At 72.9% G+C, this 13,906-nt stretch carries 9 protein-coding genes, 1 tRNA gene and 2 pseudogenes; 5 read left to right on the top strand and 7 right to left on the bottom strand.

Annotation, left to right across the window (positions count from 1 at the left end):
* Positions 1 to 26: 26 nt before the first annotated feature.
* Both Srubr_RS17525 and Srubr_RS17520 read right to left on the bottom strand, forming a co-directional pair.
* Positions 27 to 371, bottom strand: coding sequence for a cupin domain-containing protein (locus tag Srubr_RS17525; RefSeq protein WP_189989552.1), 345 nt, complete (start codon positions 369 to 371; stop codon positions 27 to 29).
* A 90-nt stretch (positions 372 to 461) separates the two neighbouring features.
* Positions 462 to 1,040, bottom strand: coding sequence for a TetR/AcrR family transcriptional regulator (locus Srubr_RS17520; protein ID WP_189989550.1), 579 nt, complete (start codon positions 1,038 to 1,040; stop codon positions 462 to 464).
* Positions 1,041 to 1,337: 297 nt separating this feature from the next.
* Here Srubr_RS17520 and Srubr_RS17515 point away from each other — a divergent pair, with 297 nt between their 5' ends.
* Positions 1,338 to 2,768, top strand: coding sequence for an MFS transporter (locus tag Srubr_RS17515; RefSeq protein ID WP_189989548.1), 1,431 nt, complete (start codon positions 1,338 to 1,340; stop codon positions 2,766 to 2,768).
* Positions 2,769 to 2,813: 45 nt separating this feature from the next.
* Positions 2,814 to 2,887, top strand: a tRNA-Pro gene (locus tag Srubr_RS17510).
* 318 nt (positions 2,888 to 3,205) lie between these two features.
* Here the strand turns inward: Srubr_RS17510 and Srubr_RS17505 are convergent.
* A pseudogene (locus Srubr_RS17505) lies at positions 3,206 to 3,924 on the bottom strand (YihY/virulence factor BrkB family protein).
* A 65-nt stretch (positions 3,925 to 3,989) separates the two neighbouring features.
* Positions 3,990 to 4,394: a hypothetical protein gene (locus tag Srubr_RS41690; protein WP_189989546.1), complete on the bottom strand. Its 405-nt coding sequence runs from the start codon at positions 4,392 to 4,394 to the stop codon at positions 3,990 to 3,992.
* 297 nt (positions 4,395 to 4,691) lie between these two features.
* Between Srubr_RS41690 and Srubr_RS17495 the strand changes: the two genes are divergently transcribed.
* The gene (locus Srubr_RS17495) at positions 4,692 to 5,333 is read left to right on the top strand and encodes a carbonic anhydrase (RefSeq protein ID WP_189989544.1); all 642 of its coding nucleotides are present in this window, start codon (positions 4,692 to 4,694) and stop codon (positions 5,331 to 5,333) included.
* 519 nt (positions 5,334 to 5,852) lie between these two features.
* Here the strand turns inward: Srubr_RS17495 and Srubr_RS17490 are convergent.
* Positions 5,853 to 6,287 carry a hypothetical protein gene (locus Srubr_RS17490; RefSeq protein ID WP_189989541.1) on the bottom strand — a complete coding sequence of 145 codons (435 nt, stop codon included), beginning with the start codon at positions 6,285 to 6,287 and terminating at the stop codon, positions 5,853 to 5,855.
* A 389-nt stretch (positions 6,288 to 6,676) separates the two neighbouring features.
* Between Srubr_RS17490 and Srubr_RS17485 the strand changes: the two are divergent.
* Positions 6,677 to 6,958 (top strand): annotated as a pseudogene (locus Srubr_RS17485) (condensation domain-containing protein); the annotation flags it as partial.
* A 321-nt stretch (positions 6,959 to 7,279) separates the two neighbouring features.
* Here the strand turns inward: Srubr_RS17485 and Srubr_RS17480 are convergent.
* The gene (locus Srubr_RS17480) at positions 7,280 to 9,043 is read right to left on the bottom strand and encodes a HEAT repeat domain-containing protein (RefSeq protein WP_189989539.1); all 1,764 of its coding nucleotides are present in this window, start codon (positions 9,041 to 9,043) and stop codon (positions 7,280 to 7,282) included.
* Positions 9,044 to 9,453: 410 nt separating this feature from the next.
* A complete protein-coding gene (locus Srubr_RS17475) occupies positions 9,454 to 10,158 on the bottom strand; it encodes a glycerophosphodiester phosphodiesterase (protein ID WP_189989537.1) in 705 nt (234 codons plus the stop codon).
* 705 nt (positions 10,159 to 10,863) lie between these two features.
* Here Srubr_RS17475 and Srubr_RS17470 point away from each other — a divergent pair.
* On the top strand, positions 10,864 to 13,887 hold the full coding sequence (locus Srubr_RS17470; protein WP_189989535.1) for a helix-turn-helix transcriptional regulator: 3,024 nt from the start codon (positions 10,864 to 10,866) through the stop codon (positions 13,885 to 13,887).
* The last annotated feature ends 19 nt before the right edge of the window (positions 13,888 to 13,906 follow it).

The raw sequence follows: 13,906 nt of genomic DNA, 5'->3' as shown, positions 1-13,906 counted from the left end.
CGTCCGGCAGGCCGTTCGCGTGCCCGTCAGAGGTTGATGGCGTACGCCTTGCGCAGCGTCTCGTGCACCGTCCACCGCGTACGGTCACCCGCCCGCAGTACCGCCATGTCGCCGGGCCCCACCCGCAGCGTCGGGCCGTCCTCGACCTCGATCGTGGCCGAGCCGCTGATCACCACGAACAGCTCGTCGGCCTCCGTGTCCGTGACCACGCCCGGGGTGATCTGCCAGATCCCCCGGATCTGCCGCCCGTCCGGCGACTCCCAGACGACCTTCCCGGTCACCTCCGGGTGTCCGGAGACGATCTGTGCCGGGTCCAGGGGCTCGGGTTCGAGGTCGGCGTCGGGGATGTGGAGCGCGAAGCTGTGCGTCATGCGGCCGACCCTAGTCGGCGGGTGCGCCGCGGTGCCGTGGACAGGGTGTGGGGCATCGGGCCCGGCCGCAGGACACTTCGTCGCCCCAGGTCAGCGGCCGGTGCGCACCCCGTCCAGCGCGATGGCCAGCACCCGGTCGCGCTGGGCGGCGTCCTCGAAGTTCGTCGCCATGATCCCGGCGACCAGCCGCAGCAGGTCCCCGAAGTCCATGTCCGTCCGCGCGGCGCCGCTGCGCTGCGCTCGCTCCAGCAGCGGGCCGCCGGCCGCGTACATGGAGTCGCGGCAGGTCTGGAAGATGTCCGACTCGCCGTTCAGCGCCTCGCGCACCGCCCGCTTGGTGACCATGTAACCGGCGAACCGGTCCAGCCACGCCGTCAGCGCCTCCCACGGCTCCCGGTCCGCCACCTCCAGGGCCGCCCCGCACAGGGCGGCGACCTCGTCGGCGTAGACCGTCTCGAACAGGTCGCGGCGGGTGGGGAAGTTCCGGTACAGGGTGCCGATGCCGACGCCGGCGCGGCGGGCGATGTCCTCCAGGGAGGCGTCGGCCCCGTGCTCGGCGAACGCCTCACGGGCCGCGTCGAGCAGGGCGTCGTAGTTGCGGGCGGCGTCCTTACGGTGCGGCCGGCGGGCCGCGACGATCTCGCTGACGGGGAACGGCGTGGCCGTCACTGCTGCCTCCCGGGGAGGGGATTCGAATTGAAGCGGAGGGTGGCCTCCGCTAGAGTGGAGGCGTACCTCCACTTTACCAGTGCGGGGTGGCTCAGTCGTGGCCGGACGCGGCCCGCGCCGCCGCCCCCGCGACCGGGGCGGGCCCCGTACGACCGTGCCCCGGCACCACGCACCCCAGGTACCCGACCCTCGGGCTTCCCTGACCGCTTCCGTGACCCGCTTCCCTGATCCGCTTCCCTGATCCGCTTCCCTGATCCGCTTCCCTGATCCCTTCCTTGATTACGGAGAGGCTTCTCCATGCCCCGCGCCTCCACCCGTCTCACCTTCGCGGTCCTCGCGACCGGAGCCGGCGTCTTCTCCATGCTCCAGTCGCTGATCGCGCCGGCCCTGCCGACCGTGCAGCACGCCCTGCACGCCTCCCCGTCCACCGCGACCTGGGTGATGACCGCGTATCTGCTGTCCGCCTCGGTCTTCACCCCGATCCTCGGCCGGGTCGGCGACCTCGCCGGCCGGAAACGGACCCTCGTCGCCGTCCTGCTGGCCGTCCTCGCGGGCTGCCTGGTCGCCGCGCTGGCCCCGAACATCGGCGTGCTGATCGTCGCCCGGGTCGTCCAGGGCGTCGGCGGCGCCCTGTTCCCGCTCTCCTTCGGCATCATCCGGGACGAGTTCGCCCCGGCCGAGGTCAGCGGCAGCATCAGCAACCTCTCCGCGGTGATCGCGGCCGGCGGCGGCGTCGGCATGGTGGCCGCCGGACCGATCGTGTCCGCGCTCGACTACCGCTGGCTGTTCTGGATCCCGGTGGCGATCGTCGCCGCGACGGTCCTGATCGCCCTGCGCTACATCCCCGAGTCGCCCGAACGGACCGCGGGCAAGGTCGGCTGGACCGGTGCCGTGCTGCTCTCCGGCTGGCTGGTGGCCCTGCTGCTGCCGCTGAGCCAGGCCGGGCAGTGGGGCTGGGGCTCGGCGAGGGTGCTCGGCCTGTTCGCCGCCGCCGTCGTGCTGTTCGCGGTGTGGCTGCTGACCGAGGCCCGCTCGCGCACCCCGCTGATCGACCTGCGGGTGCTGCGGCTGCCCGCGGTGTGGACGACCAACACCGCCGCCCTGCTGTTCGGCGCCGGCATGTACTCCATCTGGTCCTTCCTGCCGGGCTTCGTCCAGACGCCGTCCGCGGCCGGCTACGGCTTCGGGGCCAGCGTCACCGAGTCCGGACTGCTCATGCTGCCGATGCTGGTCGCGATGTTCCTCTCCGGCGTGCTGTCGGGCCGGCTGGAACCCCGTGTCGGCGCCAAGGCGCTGCTCACCACGGGCGCCGCGCTCGGCGCGGTGGCCTGCGGCTTCCTCACCCTCTGGCATGACGCCCGGTGGCAGATCGGCGTCGTCGCCGCCCTGTTCGGCCTCGGCATCGGACTGGCCTTCGCCTCGATGGCCAACCTCATCGTGGGCAGCGTGCCCGTGGCCCAGACCGGCGCCGCGACCGGCATGAACGCCAACATCCGCACCATCGGAGGCTCCATCGGCGCCGCGCTCACCAGCGTCCTGGTCACGGGCCGGCTCCAGCCGTCGGGCCTGCCGCACGCCTCCGGCTACACCCACGGCTGGGCCCTGCTCACCCTGCTCTGCCTGGCAGCGACCGCCGCCGCCCTCCTGGTCCCGGCCCGCCACCAGGGCCGTCCGGCCGAGGCCCCCGCGACCCCGGGGGTGACACCGGCACCCGTCCGGGTGCGGTAGTGTTGACCTGCGTGATCACGCGGGAAACCCCGCGTGGGACCGCGGCGGGACGTGGCGCAGCTTGGTAGCGCACTTGACTGGGGGTCAAGGGGTCGCAGGTTCAAATCCTGTCGTCCCGACTCGTGAGAGTCGCAGGTGAGGGCCGGTTTCGGAGATGTCCGAGACCGGCCCTCGGCCGTTTCTGGGGACCAGTTGGGGGCCAGTGCTCCCTTGACCGGTGTCGGCGGAGCATGACGACCGGGCCCGGGAACGGGCGGGGGCGCGGACCGCGCCGAGGTGTGTGGGGGAGTGCTGCGCCGGCGGTCGGCTGGACGAGGCGCCCCAGTCGGGCAGGGCCGGTGCGCGCGGATCACGGCTTCGTGGTCTCGGGCGTCTCCTCCACCGCCGGCAGCACCTCGGCGACGCCCGCGGGATGCGCGAGGCCGTCGCACGACCGGTCAGGGCTCACCCGGTCGACGCCGGTCGTCCTCGTCCCGCTTCCGGGTGTCGCGGGGGCGGGTGTACGGCTCGGTGTCAGGCGGCAGACCGCCCGCGACGGCCCTCTGGCGTAGGGTCTCGGCGTGGAACTCCAGGCCCAGGAGCATGGCCGCATTGGTGAGCCACAGCCAGACGAGGAACACGATGACGCCGGCCATGGTCCCGTACGTCTTGTTGTAGGAGGCGAAGTTCGCGACGCAGAAGGCGAACGCAGCCGACGCGATCGTCCGGATGACGAGGGCGACGAGGCTGCCCGGGGTGATCCACCTCAAGCCCTTCACCTTCGCGTTGGACGTACGCCCAGTACAGAATCGCGATCATGACGGCGGCCAGGACCACCAGGACCGGCCACTTCCCGGGCCGAGCCGGGAGCGAGTTCCTCGATGTCGGCCAGCACCGCGTCGGTCGTGGACTCGCCGGTGATACCCAGCACGGACACGAGTGCCAACAGTGCCGGGAACAGCGACAGCACCCCGTAGTACGGCAAAGCTGCTGCCCGGTTGGTCAGTTCATCGTCCTTGAACTCCCGCAGCGCTCCCTTGAGCACACCGAGCCAGGCCCGCTTGGTCAGCTCCGTCGGCGTGTCCGGTGCCCGGCGCTCCACCTCGGGCCCGGGCCCGACCTCCTCGGGTGCCGGGGCCCCGCCTACGCCACCAGGGGCCGCCCCGGACATCCGCATCGACTACGCCCGCTGCTCGTCCCTCGGTCGGGCGGGAACCAATCCGCCGACCGTCCGGCACCGGATCACGTGGGGGCGTCCACCTTGGGCACCACGAGCGCGGTGTCCACCCGGTAGAAGTCGTCGTTCGGGTGACGAAGGGACCGATGCCGGGGACGCGTAATCCGGCCCTCTTGGGCACCGGTCGCACCGGTGACCCGGGAGAAGGCAGCACGAGCTTCCTGCGGGAAGCGATCGCGTCTTGGCCGCGCGAGGCGTTCAGGGACCGGCCGCCCACCGCGGCCGAGGCCGCTGCCACGGACGCGGCGGCGGCCACGATCGACGACCGGGCCGGCCTGCGGACGCACTCCCGCCGCGACCAGTTCGGCCACCGCCGGCGCGGCGAAGCCCGCCACCGCCCCGCTCAGCGCACCCAGCGCCACTGGAGGCCGAGCCGGCCGTACTCGCTGGTCCTTCTCTTCGTCCCTCACGGGGGGAATCCGGTGCTGCCCGCCGGGCGGATCGGTCCCAGACCTGATCGGGTGACAAAAGATCCCGGACCGATCCGCCGTGCGTTCCGCTACGGATCAACTCGTCGAGGCCCTCGACGTTCCGCTCGCCGGGCAGAGGAGACCGGGATCGTTCCTTACGGCCCTCGGCGGATTCGCCTCCGGGCGGGACCGACAGCGATTCCAGGGGGCGGTGCCGTCCTGGTGACCTCCGGCCTTCCGGCCCTTGCGGCCGGTCCCGGCTGTGCGACGGCTGGTGCCGCCTCGTAGGCTGCCGTCATGACCGAGATCCAGAACCCGACGCCCCGCGACGCCTTCGAGCTGCTGATGGCCGGTAACCAGCGCTTCGTCGCAGGCTCCCCCGAGCACCCGAACCAGGACGCCACCCGCCGGACCGAGATCGCGCCGTCCCAGCGGCCCTTCGCCGTGCTGTTCGGGTGCTCCGACTCACGGCTGGCCGCCGAGATCATCTTCGACCGCGGCCTGGGCGATCTGTTCGTGGTGCGCACCGCGGGGCATGTCGCCGGTGCGGAGGTCCTCGGTTCCATCGAGTACGGCGTGAGCGTGCTGGACGCCCCGCTCGTCGTCGTGCTCGGCCATGACTCGTGCGGGGCCATCGCAGCCGCCCGTGCCGCGGCCGACGGCGGCGAGGTGCCCGGCGGTTTCGTCCGTGACGTTGTCGAACGGGTGACCCCGAGCGTGCTGGCAGCCCGGGCCGCCGGACGCGACCAGGCCGACGAGATCCTGGCCGGGCACATCGAGAACACCGTGGACCTGCTGCTGGAGCGCTCCCGCGTCCTGGCCGAGCGGGTGGCCGCCGGCCGCCTCGGCGTGGTGGGGCTGTCCTACCGGCTGGCCGACGGCAGTGCGCGGCTCGTCGCCGCTCGCGGCCTGGACGCGACGGTCCCCGCCGCGTCCTGACCATGCCGGCCGTGGCCGCCGCGGTGGTGTGAACCGGTGGGGCGTCGCGGTGATGTGACCCGGTCGGAGCAGACCCGTGTACGCGGACGGGGCTCCTACCGGGCTCACCGCTCGATCGCCTCCGGCAGGCCACCGCCCGACGGCCCGCCCGGTGCCCTTTCCGGCGAAGCGCTGGGGCTACCGCGCGCGGGCTTGCCGGGGACCGGGCGGAGGTCAGTGCCGGGCTCCGGACCGCCGATGGACGACACCGGCCGGCTGGACGCGCTCGTCGGGCGGGCGATCGACATGGCCGTCCGGCATCCCGGCCGTGGCACCTCCCTTGCCGGTCCCCGTGCGCTTCCTGTGCGCTGCCTGTCGTATGGACGACGACACGGACCGGTACTCGCGCCGCACGGCAAGGAGCGGGCGTGTCCAGGTTGTTCGGGTGGCCCCGCCCCCACCCGCACGCCCGGCGCGCGTGCCGCCGGCTCGCGTGGGGGAGCACCGCGTCGAGGCGGGCGGCGGAAGTACCGCGACGGCTCACCGCCGCTCGCGCGGCGAACACGTCTGCTGTCCCACCTCGGGCTGCCGGTCCAGTTTCGCCATCGCGGGTCCTTCGTGCCGATGAGGGCACAGATGCTCAACAAGAAGGTCGCCGCCTCGAAGAGCGGGACGCTGTCGTACGAGGGCTTCGAAGGCGGGCCGGAAGAAGGCGGCGCCGACGCCCGTCATCGCGGCCGGTGCGGAGCCGAGGCCGACAGCCTGACGCCCGTTCACGACGATGCCGGCCATCGCGACGGCGAAGGCGCCGGCGCCGACGGAACCGGCGAGCCGACTCAGCCACAGACGACGGAACCGCGCGTGCCGCGTGGGCCGGAAGAACGCACCCATGGGAAATCCGCTTTCGGCTTTTCTGGTTCTTCGTGGCTGGCACGGAACGATGGCGGGGCGGGCATTCTGCCCCGCCATCTTCATTCCGCCCGTTCTCCTTACCAGGGCTTGCCCGGGAACGCTCCCATGCCGCCCACCCCCTTTCCATGGACGACTCCATCAGACATTCCCAGCCCATCGGATTTTTTCCTCAGCGTGCACATCGTTTGTCTGAGCGTGAGCCGTCGCTGTTCGATTCCGGACCGGAAGGGCCGGGGACCGGGAAGGGTCGGGGAGCGGGAAGGGCCGGGGACCGGGAGGCCCGGCGTGCGGGGCGGAGCGAGGAGGCCGCCTGACGGCACCGCAGCTTCCGCAACACGCCTGCCCGGGCGTCGTTCTACCAGGCCGCGCGGGCGTTCCGGCGGGGGCGGTCGTGTCCGGAAACGGCTGGCTGGATAACCTGCGTCCGGCGCGCGCGGGCCCCCGGTACCGCCGTGCGCGCGGAAGTGCGGTACAGCGATCTGCGGGACATCCCGGACGCCGAACGGGCCGCGTCCGAGGCCGCCCTCGCCGAGGCCCGCCGGCCCTTCGACCTGTCGGCGGGCCCCCTGATCCGCTGGCACCTGATGCGGACGGCGGACGAGGAGCACGTCCTCGTCCAGACCGAGCACCACGCCGTCCACGACGGGCACTCGGCACGGCTGCTCCTCACCGACCTGGTGCGGGGCTACGCGGAGCACGTCCGCCACGGACGCGTGGACACTCGGCCGGCCCCTCCCGGCTACGGGACGCTGACAGCCGCCGAACGGCACTGGACCGCCGGGCCCGGGGCCGAAGCACACCTCCCACTCGGTCTGCTCGGTAGCTGTCGCGCATCCAACGAGCAAGGAGCGCAACGAAGCCGGGCGAGTATGCGCGTGATCTCCGATCGATCCGCCTGCCGCGACGGGGCCGGCGCTCCGAGCGCAGCCGTCCCCACGCCCACCACGGTCCGCCCGATCCGTATCGAGGCGAGGGCCGGCTCCGGCACGACCCGAAGGTCCCGCGCCGCCGGCCCCGGCAGATGGTGGACGAGCGGTGGAACGAGTCGTCGGGGCTCAGTGGGGTGGGTGCTGTCCGTAGCCGTCGCTGGGCGTCGATGGGGTGGGCAGGGGGTGCTTGCCGTCGGTGAGTGCGTCGAGTGCGGTTCGGGCGGCGGTGCGTACGGTGTTGTCGGGGGCGTTGGCCAGGGGGCGGATGAGGGTGTGGGCGGCTTGCGCGATGGGTCCGAAGGCGGCGAGGGCGTTGAGGGCCGAGGTCACCACGGTCCAGTTCCGGTGCCGGTTTGCCCAGGTGAGGGTGTCGGTGATCACGGGTATGGCGCTGGAGTCTTTCAGTCCGGCCAGGCCGGACAGGTAGAGGCCGGCGGGGACGGGGGAGTCCGGGCGGTGTGGGTCGATGCGGCGCAGGCCGTCGGCCAGGAGGGGGACGAGCCGGTCGGCGGCTTGCGGGTAGCCGTCGATGTCGTGGAGGACGCGCCATTCGTCCACGCGGGTTTCGAGAGCGCGGATGATGTCGGGCAGGGCACGGGGGTCGTGGTGGTCGGCCAGGATCATGACCGCCTCTTGGTAGGCGCTGCGCACGAGGGGGTTGTCGGTGGCCCAGACGTCGGGGCCGTGGATGTCGCGCAGGGTGGCCATGTGGTCGGCGAGGGTGTCGAGGAGCAGTGCGGTGTCCTCGGCGGCGACCGTGAACCGGCCGCGCAGCCACGCGCTGAACCCGCGTTTGATCATGCGGGCTGCGGCCCAGTCGTCGGGGAGCAGGGCGAGGAGGTGGGTCAGGACGGGGCGGGGCAGGGGGCCCGGGATGTCCTCGGCCATGGCGAGGGCGTCGTACCGGGTGGCGGCATCGGGGCTGGTCAGTTGTGCGACGAGGAGGTCGGCTCGCTCCGCGATCCGGTCGCCCAGGGCGGTGTGCAGGGCACGCAGGACGCTGCTGACCGGGGAGTGTTCCTCCCAGGGATGTTCGGGGTCGAAGAAGTCGGCGGCCAGGTGGACGGGGCGGACCGTGGGAGCGACGCTCCGGCCGCGGCCGCGGCTCGATGTCTCGCACCAGCGGCATCCGTCGCACGGCTTCCCGGCGGCCGGGGTCGCGGTGATCTCCCGCAGGAGAGCGATCGCGCGCGGTACGACAGCGGAGTCGGCTCGGTCCGGGGCGAGTGGGAACCGGTGGGTGAGCGCCGAGAGCCGGACCGGGGCGTCGGCGTAAGGCCGCGGGGGGCCGTCGAGCAGGTCGTCAAGCCAGGCCGTCACGGTCGGACCGGTCGCCGGCAGCCGTTCCGCCAGACGCGCCATCGTACGGACGACCAGCAACCGCTCCACGATCCCCTCCGCGGCCGGCAGGCGTTCGGCCAGGACGCGGGCGGCACGCCGGCCGTCGGTCAGGAAGAGACCGACCGCCGCGATGGCCGGGCGGCGCACCAGCGGGTCCGTGTCCGCCGCGTACCGGGCGAAGGCCTCCGCCCGTTCGGTCATCTCGGCGACGATGTCCACGTGGGCCGTCGACTCCACTCCGCGCACCGTGAAGTAGCTGGTTTCAGGGTCCCGGTCCAGCGATTCACGTCCGATGCTGAGGAGCAGCTTGACGATCTCGCCCCGGTCGGGCGTGGCCGGGTTGTCGGCCATGGCGAACAGCAGGGGCACGCTCGCCGCGGTGCACGGGTCGACAGCTCCTTGGTCATGGGCCTCCGCATAGAAGTCCTCCAGCCCCTCGGCCCGCACCGCCGGGTCTTCGGAGAGCATCTTCGTGAGGTGGCCTGGGACTCCGCAGACCTGACCGGGCAGGTGGCCTGCCCTCCAGTCGACATCGTTCACGTTGATCACGAAGGACAGTCTGCAAGGCGCCACTGACACCGACGGCTCACGCCACCAGGCTGAACTCCCCGCCCGGCCAGGCAGAGCCGCCGCCGTGCACGGCCTGAGCCGGCCGAAGACCTGCTCGCCGCGTGCGCATGCCGTCGCTCGTATGCCCCTCATCGGGGAGACGCCACCGTTTTCCGGGCATGTCGTACGGAGCCGTCAGGAACCGACCGGTCTCAAGCGGCTTGCTCCGCAGGGCACTCACATGCGTGTCGATCGTCCGACTCGCCTGCGCGCTCGGCTCCGCCGCGGCCGGGTGCCCCCGTCCCACCGCGCGCAGAGGGACACAAAGGTGGGCTGCCGGAAGACTCCACCCTTGGCAGCCACCAGAGCACAAGCCCCGATGACAGCGGGGTCTTCGGACCCGTTCGGCGTTACGGTGCGGCTGTCACCGTCGGGTCGCACGCGGTGCGGGCCCACTCCTTGTACGGCTCCACGCGGTCGGTGAGCACCGCGTCCACACCGGCGGCCTTCGCCTTCTCCCACGCCGGCGGCCAGTTCGCCGTCCACGTATAGACCTTCAGCCCGGCGGAGTGCCAGTCCCGGACCGCACTGGGGGTGGCGAGGAACCGGGAGACATTCAACGATGTTCCGTACCGAGCCGCTTCCTTGCCGGTGATCTGGGTCTTCTCGTGGGTGAGCGCGGTGTGCAGTTCGGGTGCGGCCCGGCGCACGGCGTCGACCGCGTCGGCGTTGAAACTGTGCACGACGACGTAGGGGGCCGCGCCGGTGGCGCGGATGACGGTCAGCAGTGAATCCACCTGCGCGGGCGTCGGCGTCGGCTTCAGCTCGACCATCGCCGTGAGGCGACGCGCGGCCGTGAAGCCCAGTGCCTCCTTGAGGGTCGGCACCGGCTCACCCCTCTTGGTGCGCAGGGCACGTACCTGTGAGGCCGTCATCGCGGCGATGGGCCCGTGCCCCGTGGTGGTGCGGTCGACCGTCGGATCGTGCGAGAGGACCGGCACGCCGTCCTGGGTCCACCACACATCGAACTCCACGCCGCTTGCCCCGGCGTCGGTGGCGTCCCGTAGCCCTCGCAGCGTGTTCTCGTCCTCGGGAGTGCCGCGATGGCCGATCACCTGGGGCACTGTGCACCGTGACGCGGCAGCGGCAGCGGTGGTGTCCGCGGCTGCCGCGGATTCCTCCGCCCAGGGCGGCGAACAGGCGGTCATCACAGTGACAGCGGATGCCACAAGGGTTGCTATTCGAACCGACCTTCGCTTTGTCACCGGCCAACGTTAGCCCGTGCTTGGCTGTGCTGGCACGGAAGTGGTTCGAATCACTGGCGCGCAGCCTGCGTATACGGGGTAGATGCCCGAATTGTCGCCAATTGAGTGCGCGTACCGTCGTGCTCTCGTCCTCCGGTCGGACCGCGACCATGACATGACCGGACGGACCGGTATGTGGCAGTAGGACACGTCCGACGCCAACGAACTCGCCGCCTGGAGCTTCGACCAGCTCGCCAAGGACCGGCAGGTCACCGCCGCCTCACCGAAGCCTGGACCCCCGAAACCGCGGACTGCGCGACCTCCGGCCGCACCCCCACCGCCACGTCCGACGCCCGTGTCGGGACCTCTTGGTCCGGGAAGCGCGCTCGTCGACATGGCGTCGGCCCTGGTTTCCGACGGCACGACGTCGCGGAGACCGGCACGGCGGCCGCCGCGGCCTTCCCGGCTGTGGCATGGGCATGGGCGATACTCTCGTGTCGGCGCCGGCACGACCGGCACGTGCGGGGAACGGGCACGAATGCGCCGGCAGACGGGGCATAGGGGGGCGACGTTCGGGTGTCTGAGGCGGAGGACCGCGAACTCCTGGGCCGGGAGCGGGAGACGGCCTTCCTGGACGGCATCCTGGACGCGGCGCTCTCCGACGGGACCGGAGCGGCGGTCCTCCTGCGGGGCCAGGCCGGCATCGGCAAGTCGGCACTGCTGGCCTGGGCACGGAACGCGGCGCGGCGGCGCGGCTTCGCCGTCCTGGGCGCCGTGGGCGCCGTGGCCGAGGCCGAGCTCGCCTTCGGGGGCTTCCACCAGGTCTTCTGGCCGCTGCTGAAACGCTCCCGGACCCTCCCCGCACGGGACCGGGAAGTCCTGGAGCGCGCCTTGGGCCTGAGCGAAGGACCGGCCGCCGGCGCGGCCCCGCTGGGTGCCTCGGCCCTCGCCCTGCTCACCGAGGCCGCGCGCGACCGGCCGCTGCTGGTCGTGGTGGACGACGTGCAGTGGATCGACGACTCCAGCGCCGCGGTGTTCGCCTTTCTGCACCGGCACGTCGCCGCCCTGCCCGTGGTCTTCGTCGGTGCGGGCCGCGAGGACGGCCCGGCCACCGAACGGTGGACCGCGGAGCCGGTACTGGTGGGGGCACTGGAACCGGCCGCCGCCGAGGCGCTGTTGCGCCGGCACCATCCGAGCCTGCCCGCGGCCGCGGCCACCCGGGTGCTGACGGAGGCCGCGGGCAATCCGCTGGCCCTCCTGGAACTGCCCCTGCTGCCGGACGACGAGCACGGCGCCGGGCTCCCCGGCGCCCCAGGGCGGATGCCCCTGGCACACCGGCTGGAGCAACTCTTCGCCGAGCGGATCCGGTCGTTGCCGGCCGACGCCGCGCACACCCTGCTCCTGGCCGCTCTCGGCGGCCGGGTGAGCCTGCGGAACACGGACGTCCGTCCGGCTCCGACGGTGCCCGGCGACCCCGCCGCGAGGTCCGGGGCCCCTACGGCCGTTCCGGGAGGTCCCGTGGTTGTTTCCGAGGGTCCTACGGTCGTGTCTGGAGGCGCCGTGGTTGTTTCCGAGGGTCCTACGGTCGTGTCTGGAGGTCCCGTGGTTGTTTCCGAGGGTCCTACGGTCGTGTCTGGAGGTCCCGCCGTCGTTTCCGACGGTCCCATGGCTGTTTCCGGAGGCCCCGCGGTCATGTGCGAGGGCCCCACGGGCGGTCCCGCCGTCGTATCCGGGGGCCCCACGGCCGTACCCGCGAACCCCGCGGCGGTCGTCGCCGCCATCGAGGCGAGCGGGCTGGCGCACCTGGACGGGACCGGTGCCCTGGCCTTCCGCCACCCGCTGGTGCGCAGTGCGGTGATCTCCCTGGCCTCGCCCGAGGACGAGCGGGCGGCCCACCGGTTCCTGGCGGGGCGGCTGGCGCCCGGCGATCCCCGGCGGCTCCGGCACGAGACGCTGGCCGCCGTCCTGCCGGACGCTTCCCTCGCCGGGCGGCTGGAAGAGGCCGCGCGGCAGATCGCGCGACGCGGCGGCGACGCCGAGGGCGCGGTGCTGATGGACCGGGCGGCGGCCCTGAGCGCCGACGCCGGGTCCCACACGGCACGCCTGACCTGGGCCGCCGTCATGGCGGCGCGGGGCGGACGACTCGCCCACACCGCGGAGTTGGTGGAGGAACTCAAGCGCCGGCCGGTGCCACCCGGCTTCGAACCCCTCTTCGCCTACGCGGTGGTGTACGTCGACCAGAGCCACCGGATCGACTTCGAGTCGTCCTTCACGCTGCTGCCGCGGGCCCTGGACCTGCTGTCGCGGACCGGGGTCGAGCCCTTCGAGGGGCTGGCGGAGCAGATCTACTTCAAGCTCCTGCTCGCCGCCTCCTACACCGACGACCCCCGGGGCTGGCGCGCCCTGGAGAAGCACGCCGGCGCCGTCTCCCCGCTGGCCAGACTGTGCCGTGCGGTCTGGTCCGACCCGCCCCGCACCGCGCACGGGGCGACCCGTGAACTCGCCCTGCTGAGCGGGGAGATGAGTGAGGAGCAGGAAGCGGGAGCCGCGTGGCTGCTGCTGTGGACCGCGTCGGCGGTCGACGCGGCCGACGAGACGCTGTGGCGCCGCTTCACCGGCCAGCACGCCTATGCCACCCAGGGCTCGGTCGCGAAGGCCCGGTTCTACCAGGACTACCTGCGGGGCCGGTGGGAGAGCGCCGCCGCCTGCCTGCGGGAGGCGGAGGCCGCCGACGACCGCGGCTACCACTGCAACGCCCTGCTGTTCCGTCACTACCACGCGCACTTCCTGGCCGGCCGGGGCGACGAACAGGGGCTGCGAGAGGTGGAGGCGCTCATCGAGCCGACGGCCTCGGGGGCCCGGATGCGGTTCGTCACCGACCACCTCGTCCACCTGCGGGCCCTGGCCGCGCTGGCGCACGGCCGGTACGAGGAGGCGTACCAGCTCCTGGTCCAGCTCATGCCCCCCGGTGTGCTGCCGCGCGGTCTGCCGTGGTTCCACCTGCCGTTCTACGACCTCGTGGTGGCCGCCGTGCACACGGGCCGCCGGGCCGAGGCCGCCGCGCACGTCGAGGCCGGGCGGGCGGCGCGGATGGCCGGCGTCTCCGCTCACCACGCCTTCCTCCTGGCCGCGGCCGCCGCCGTGGCCGCCGCCGACGAGGCCGCCGACGCCCGATACCGGACCGCGTACGCCGTCGAGGGCGCCGAGACCTGGGTCTTCACCATGGCCCGGCTGCGGCTGGCGCACGGCTCGTGGCTGCGCCGCCGTCGGCGTGCTGAGGCACTCGACGTGCTGCACCGGGCGCGCGACGCGTTCCGGCGGCTGGGCGCGGAGCCCTGGACGGAGCGCTGCGAGGAGGAGCTGGCCGCCGCCGGGCCCCCGACGGCGGCGGCCGGCGGACGCGGGCACCTGACGGGCCAGGAACGGCGGATCGCCCAGCTCGCCGCGAGAGGGCTGACGAACAAGGAGATCGGCAGGGCGCTCCAGGTGTCGCCCCGTACCGTCGCGGCACACCTGTACAAGATCTTCCCCAAGCTCGGGGTCACCTCCAGGGCCGGGATCTCCCGGGCTCTGGCCGACGACTCGGCCGAGCGGGACTGAGGCCGCGGCACGCCGGGCG

Source organism: Streptomyces rubradiris, from assembly GCF_016860525.1.
Lineage (GTDB): Bacteria > Actinomycetota > Actinomycetes > Streptomycetales > Streptomycetaceae > Streptomyces > Streptomyces rubradiris.
This window is presented reverse-complemented; position numbering and strand designations above follow the sequence as displayed.

Bases quoted from the DNA above. Each gene is read 5' to 3' on its own strand.
- Srubr_RS17495 (WP_189989544.1), top strand. From the start codon at position 4,692: ATGACCGAGATCCAGAACCCGACGCCCCGCGACGCCTTCGAGCTGCTG.
- Srubr_RS17515 (WP_189989548.1), top strand. From the start codon at position 1,338: ATGCCCCGCGCCTCCACCCGTCTCACCTTCGCGGTCCTCGCGACCGGA.
- Srubr_RS17490 (WP_189989541.1), bottom strand. From the start codon at position 6,287: ATGAAGATGGCGGGGCAGAATGCCCGCCCCGCCATCGTTCCGTGCCAG.
- Srubr_RS17525 (WP_189989552.1), bottom strand. From the start codon at position 371: ATGACGCACAGCTTCGCGCTCCACATCCCCGACGCCGACCTCGAACCC.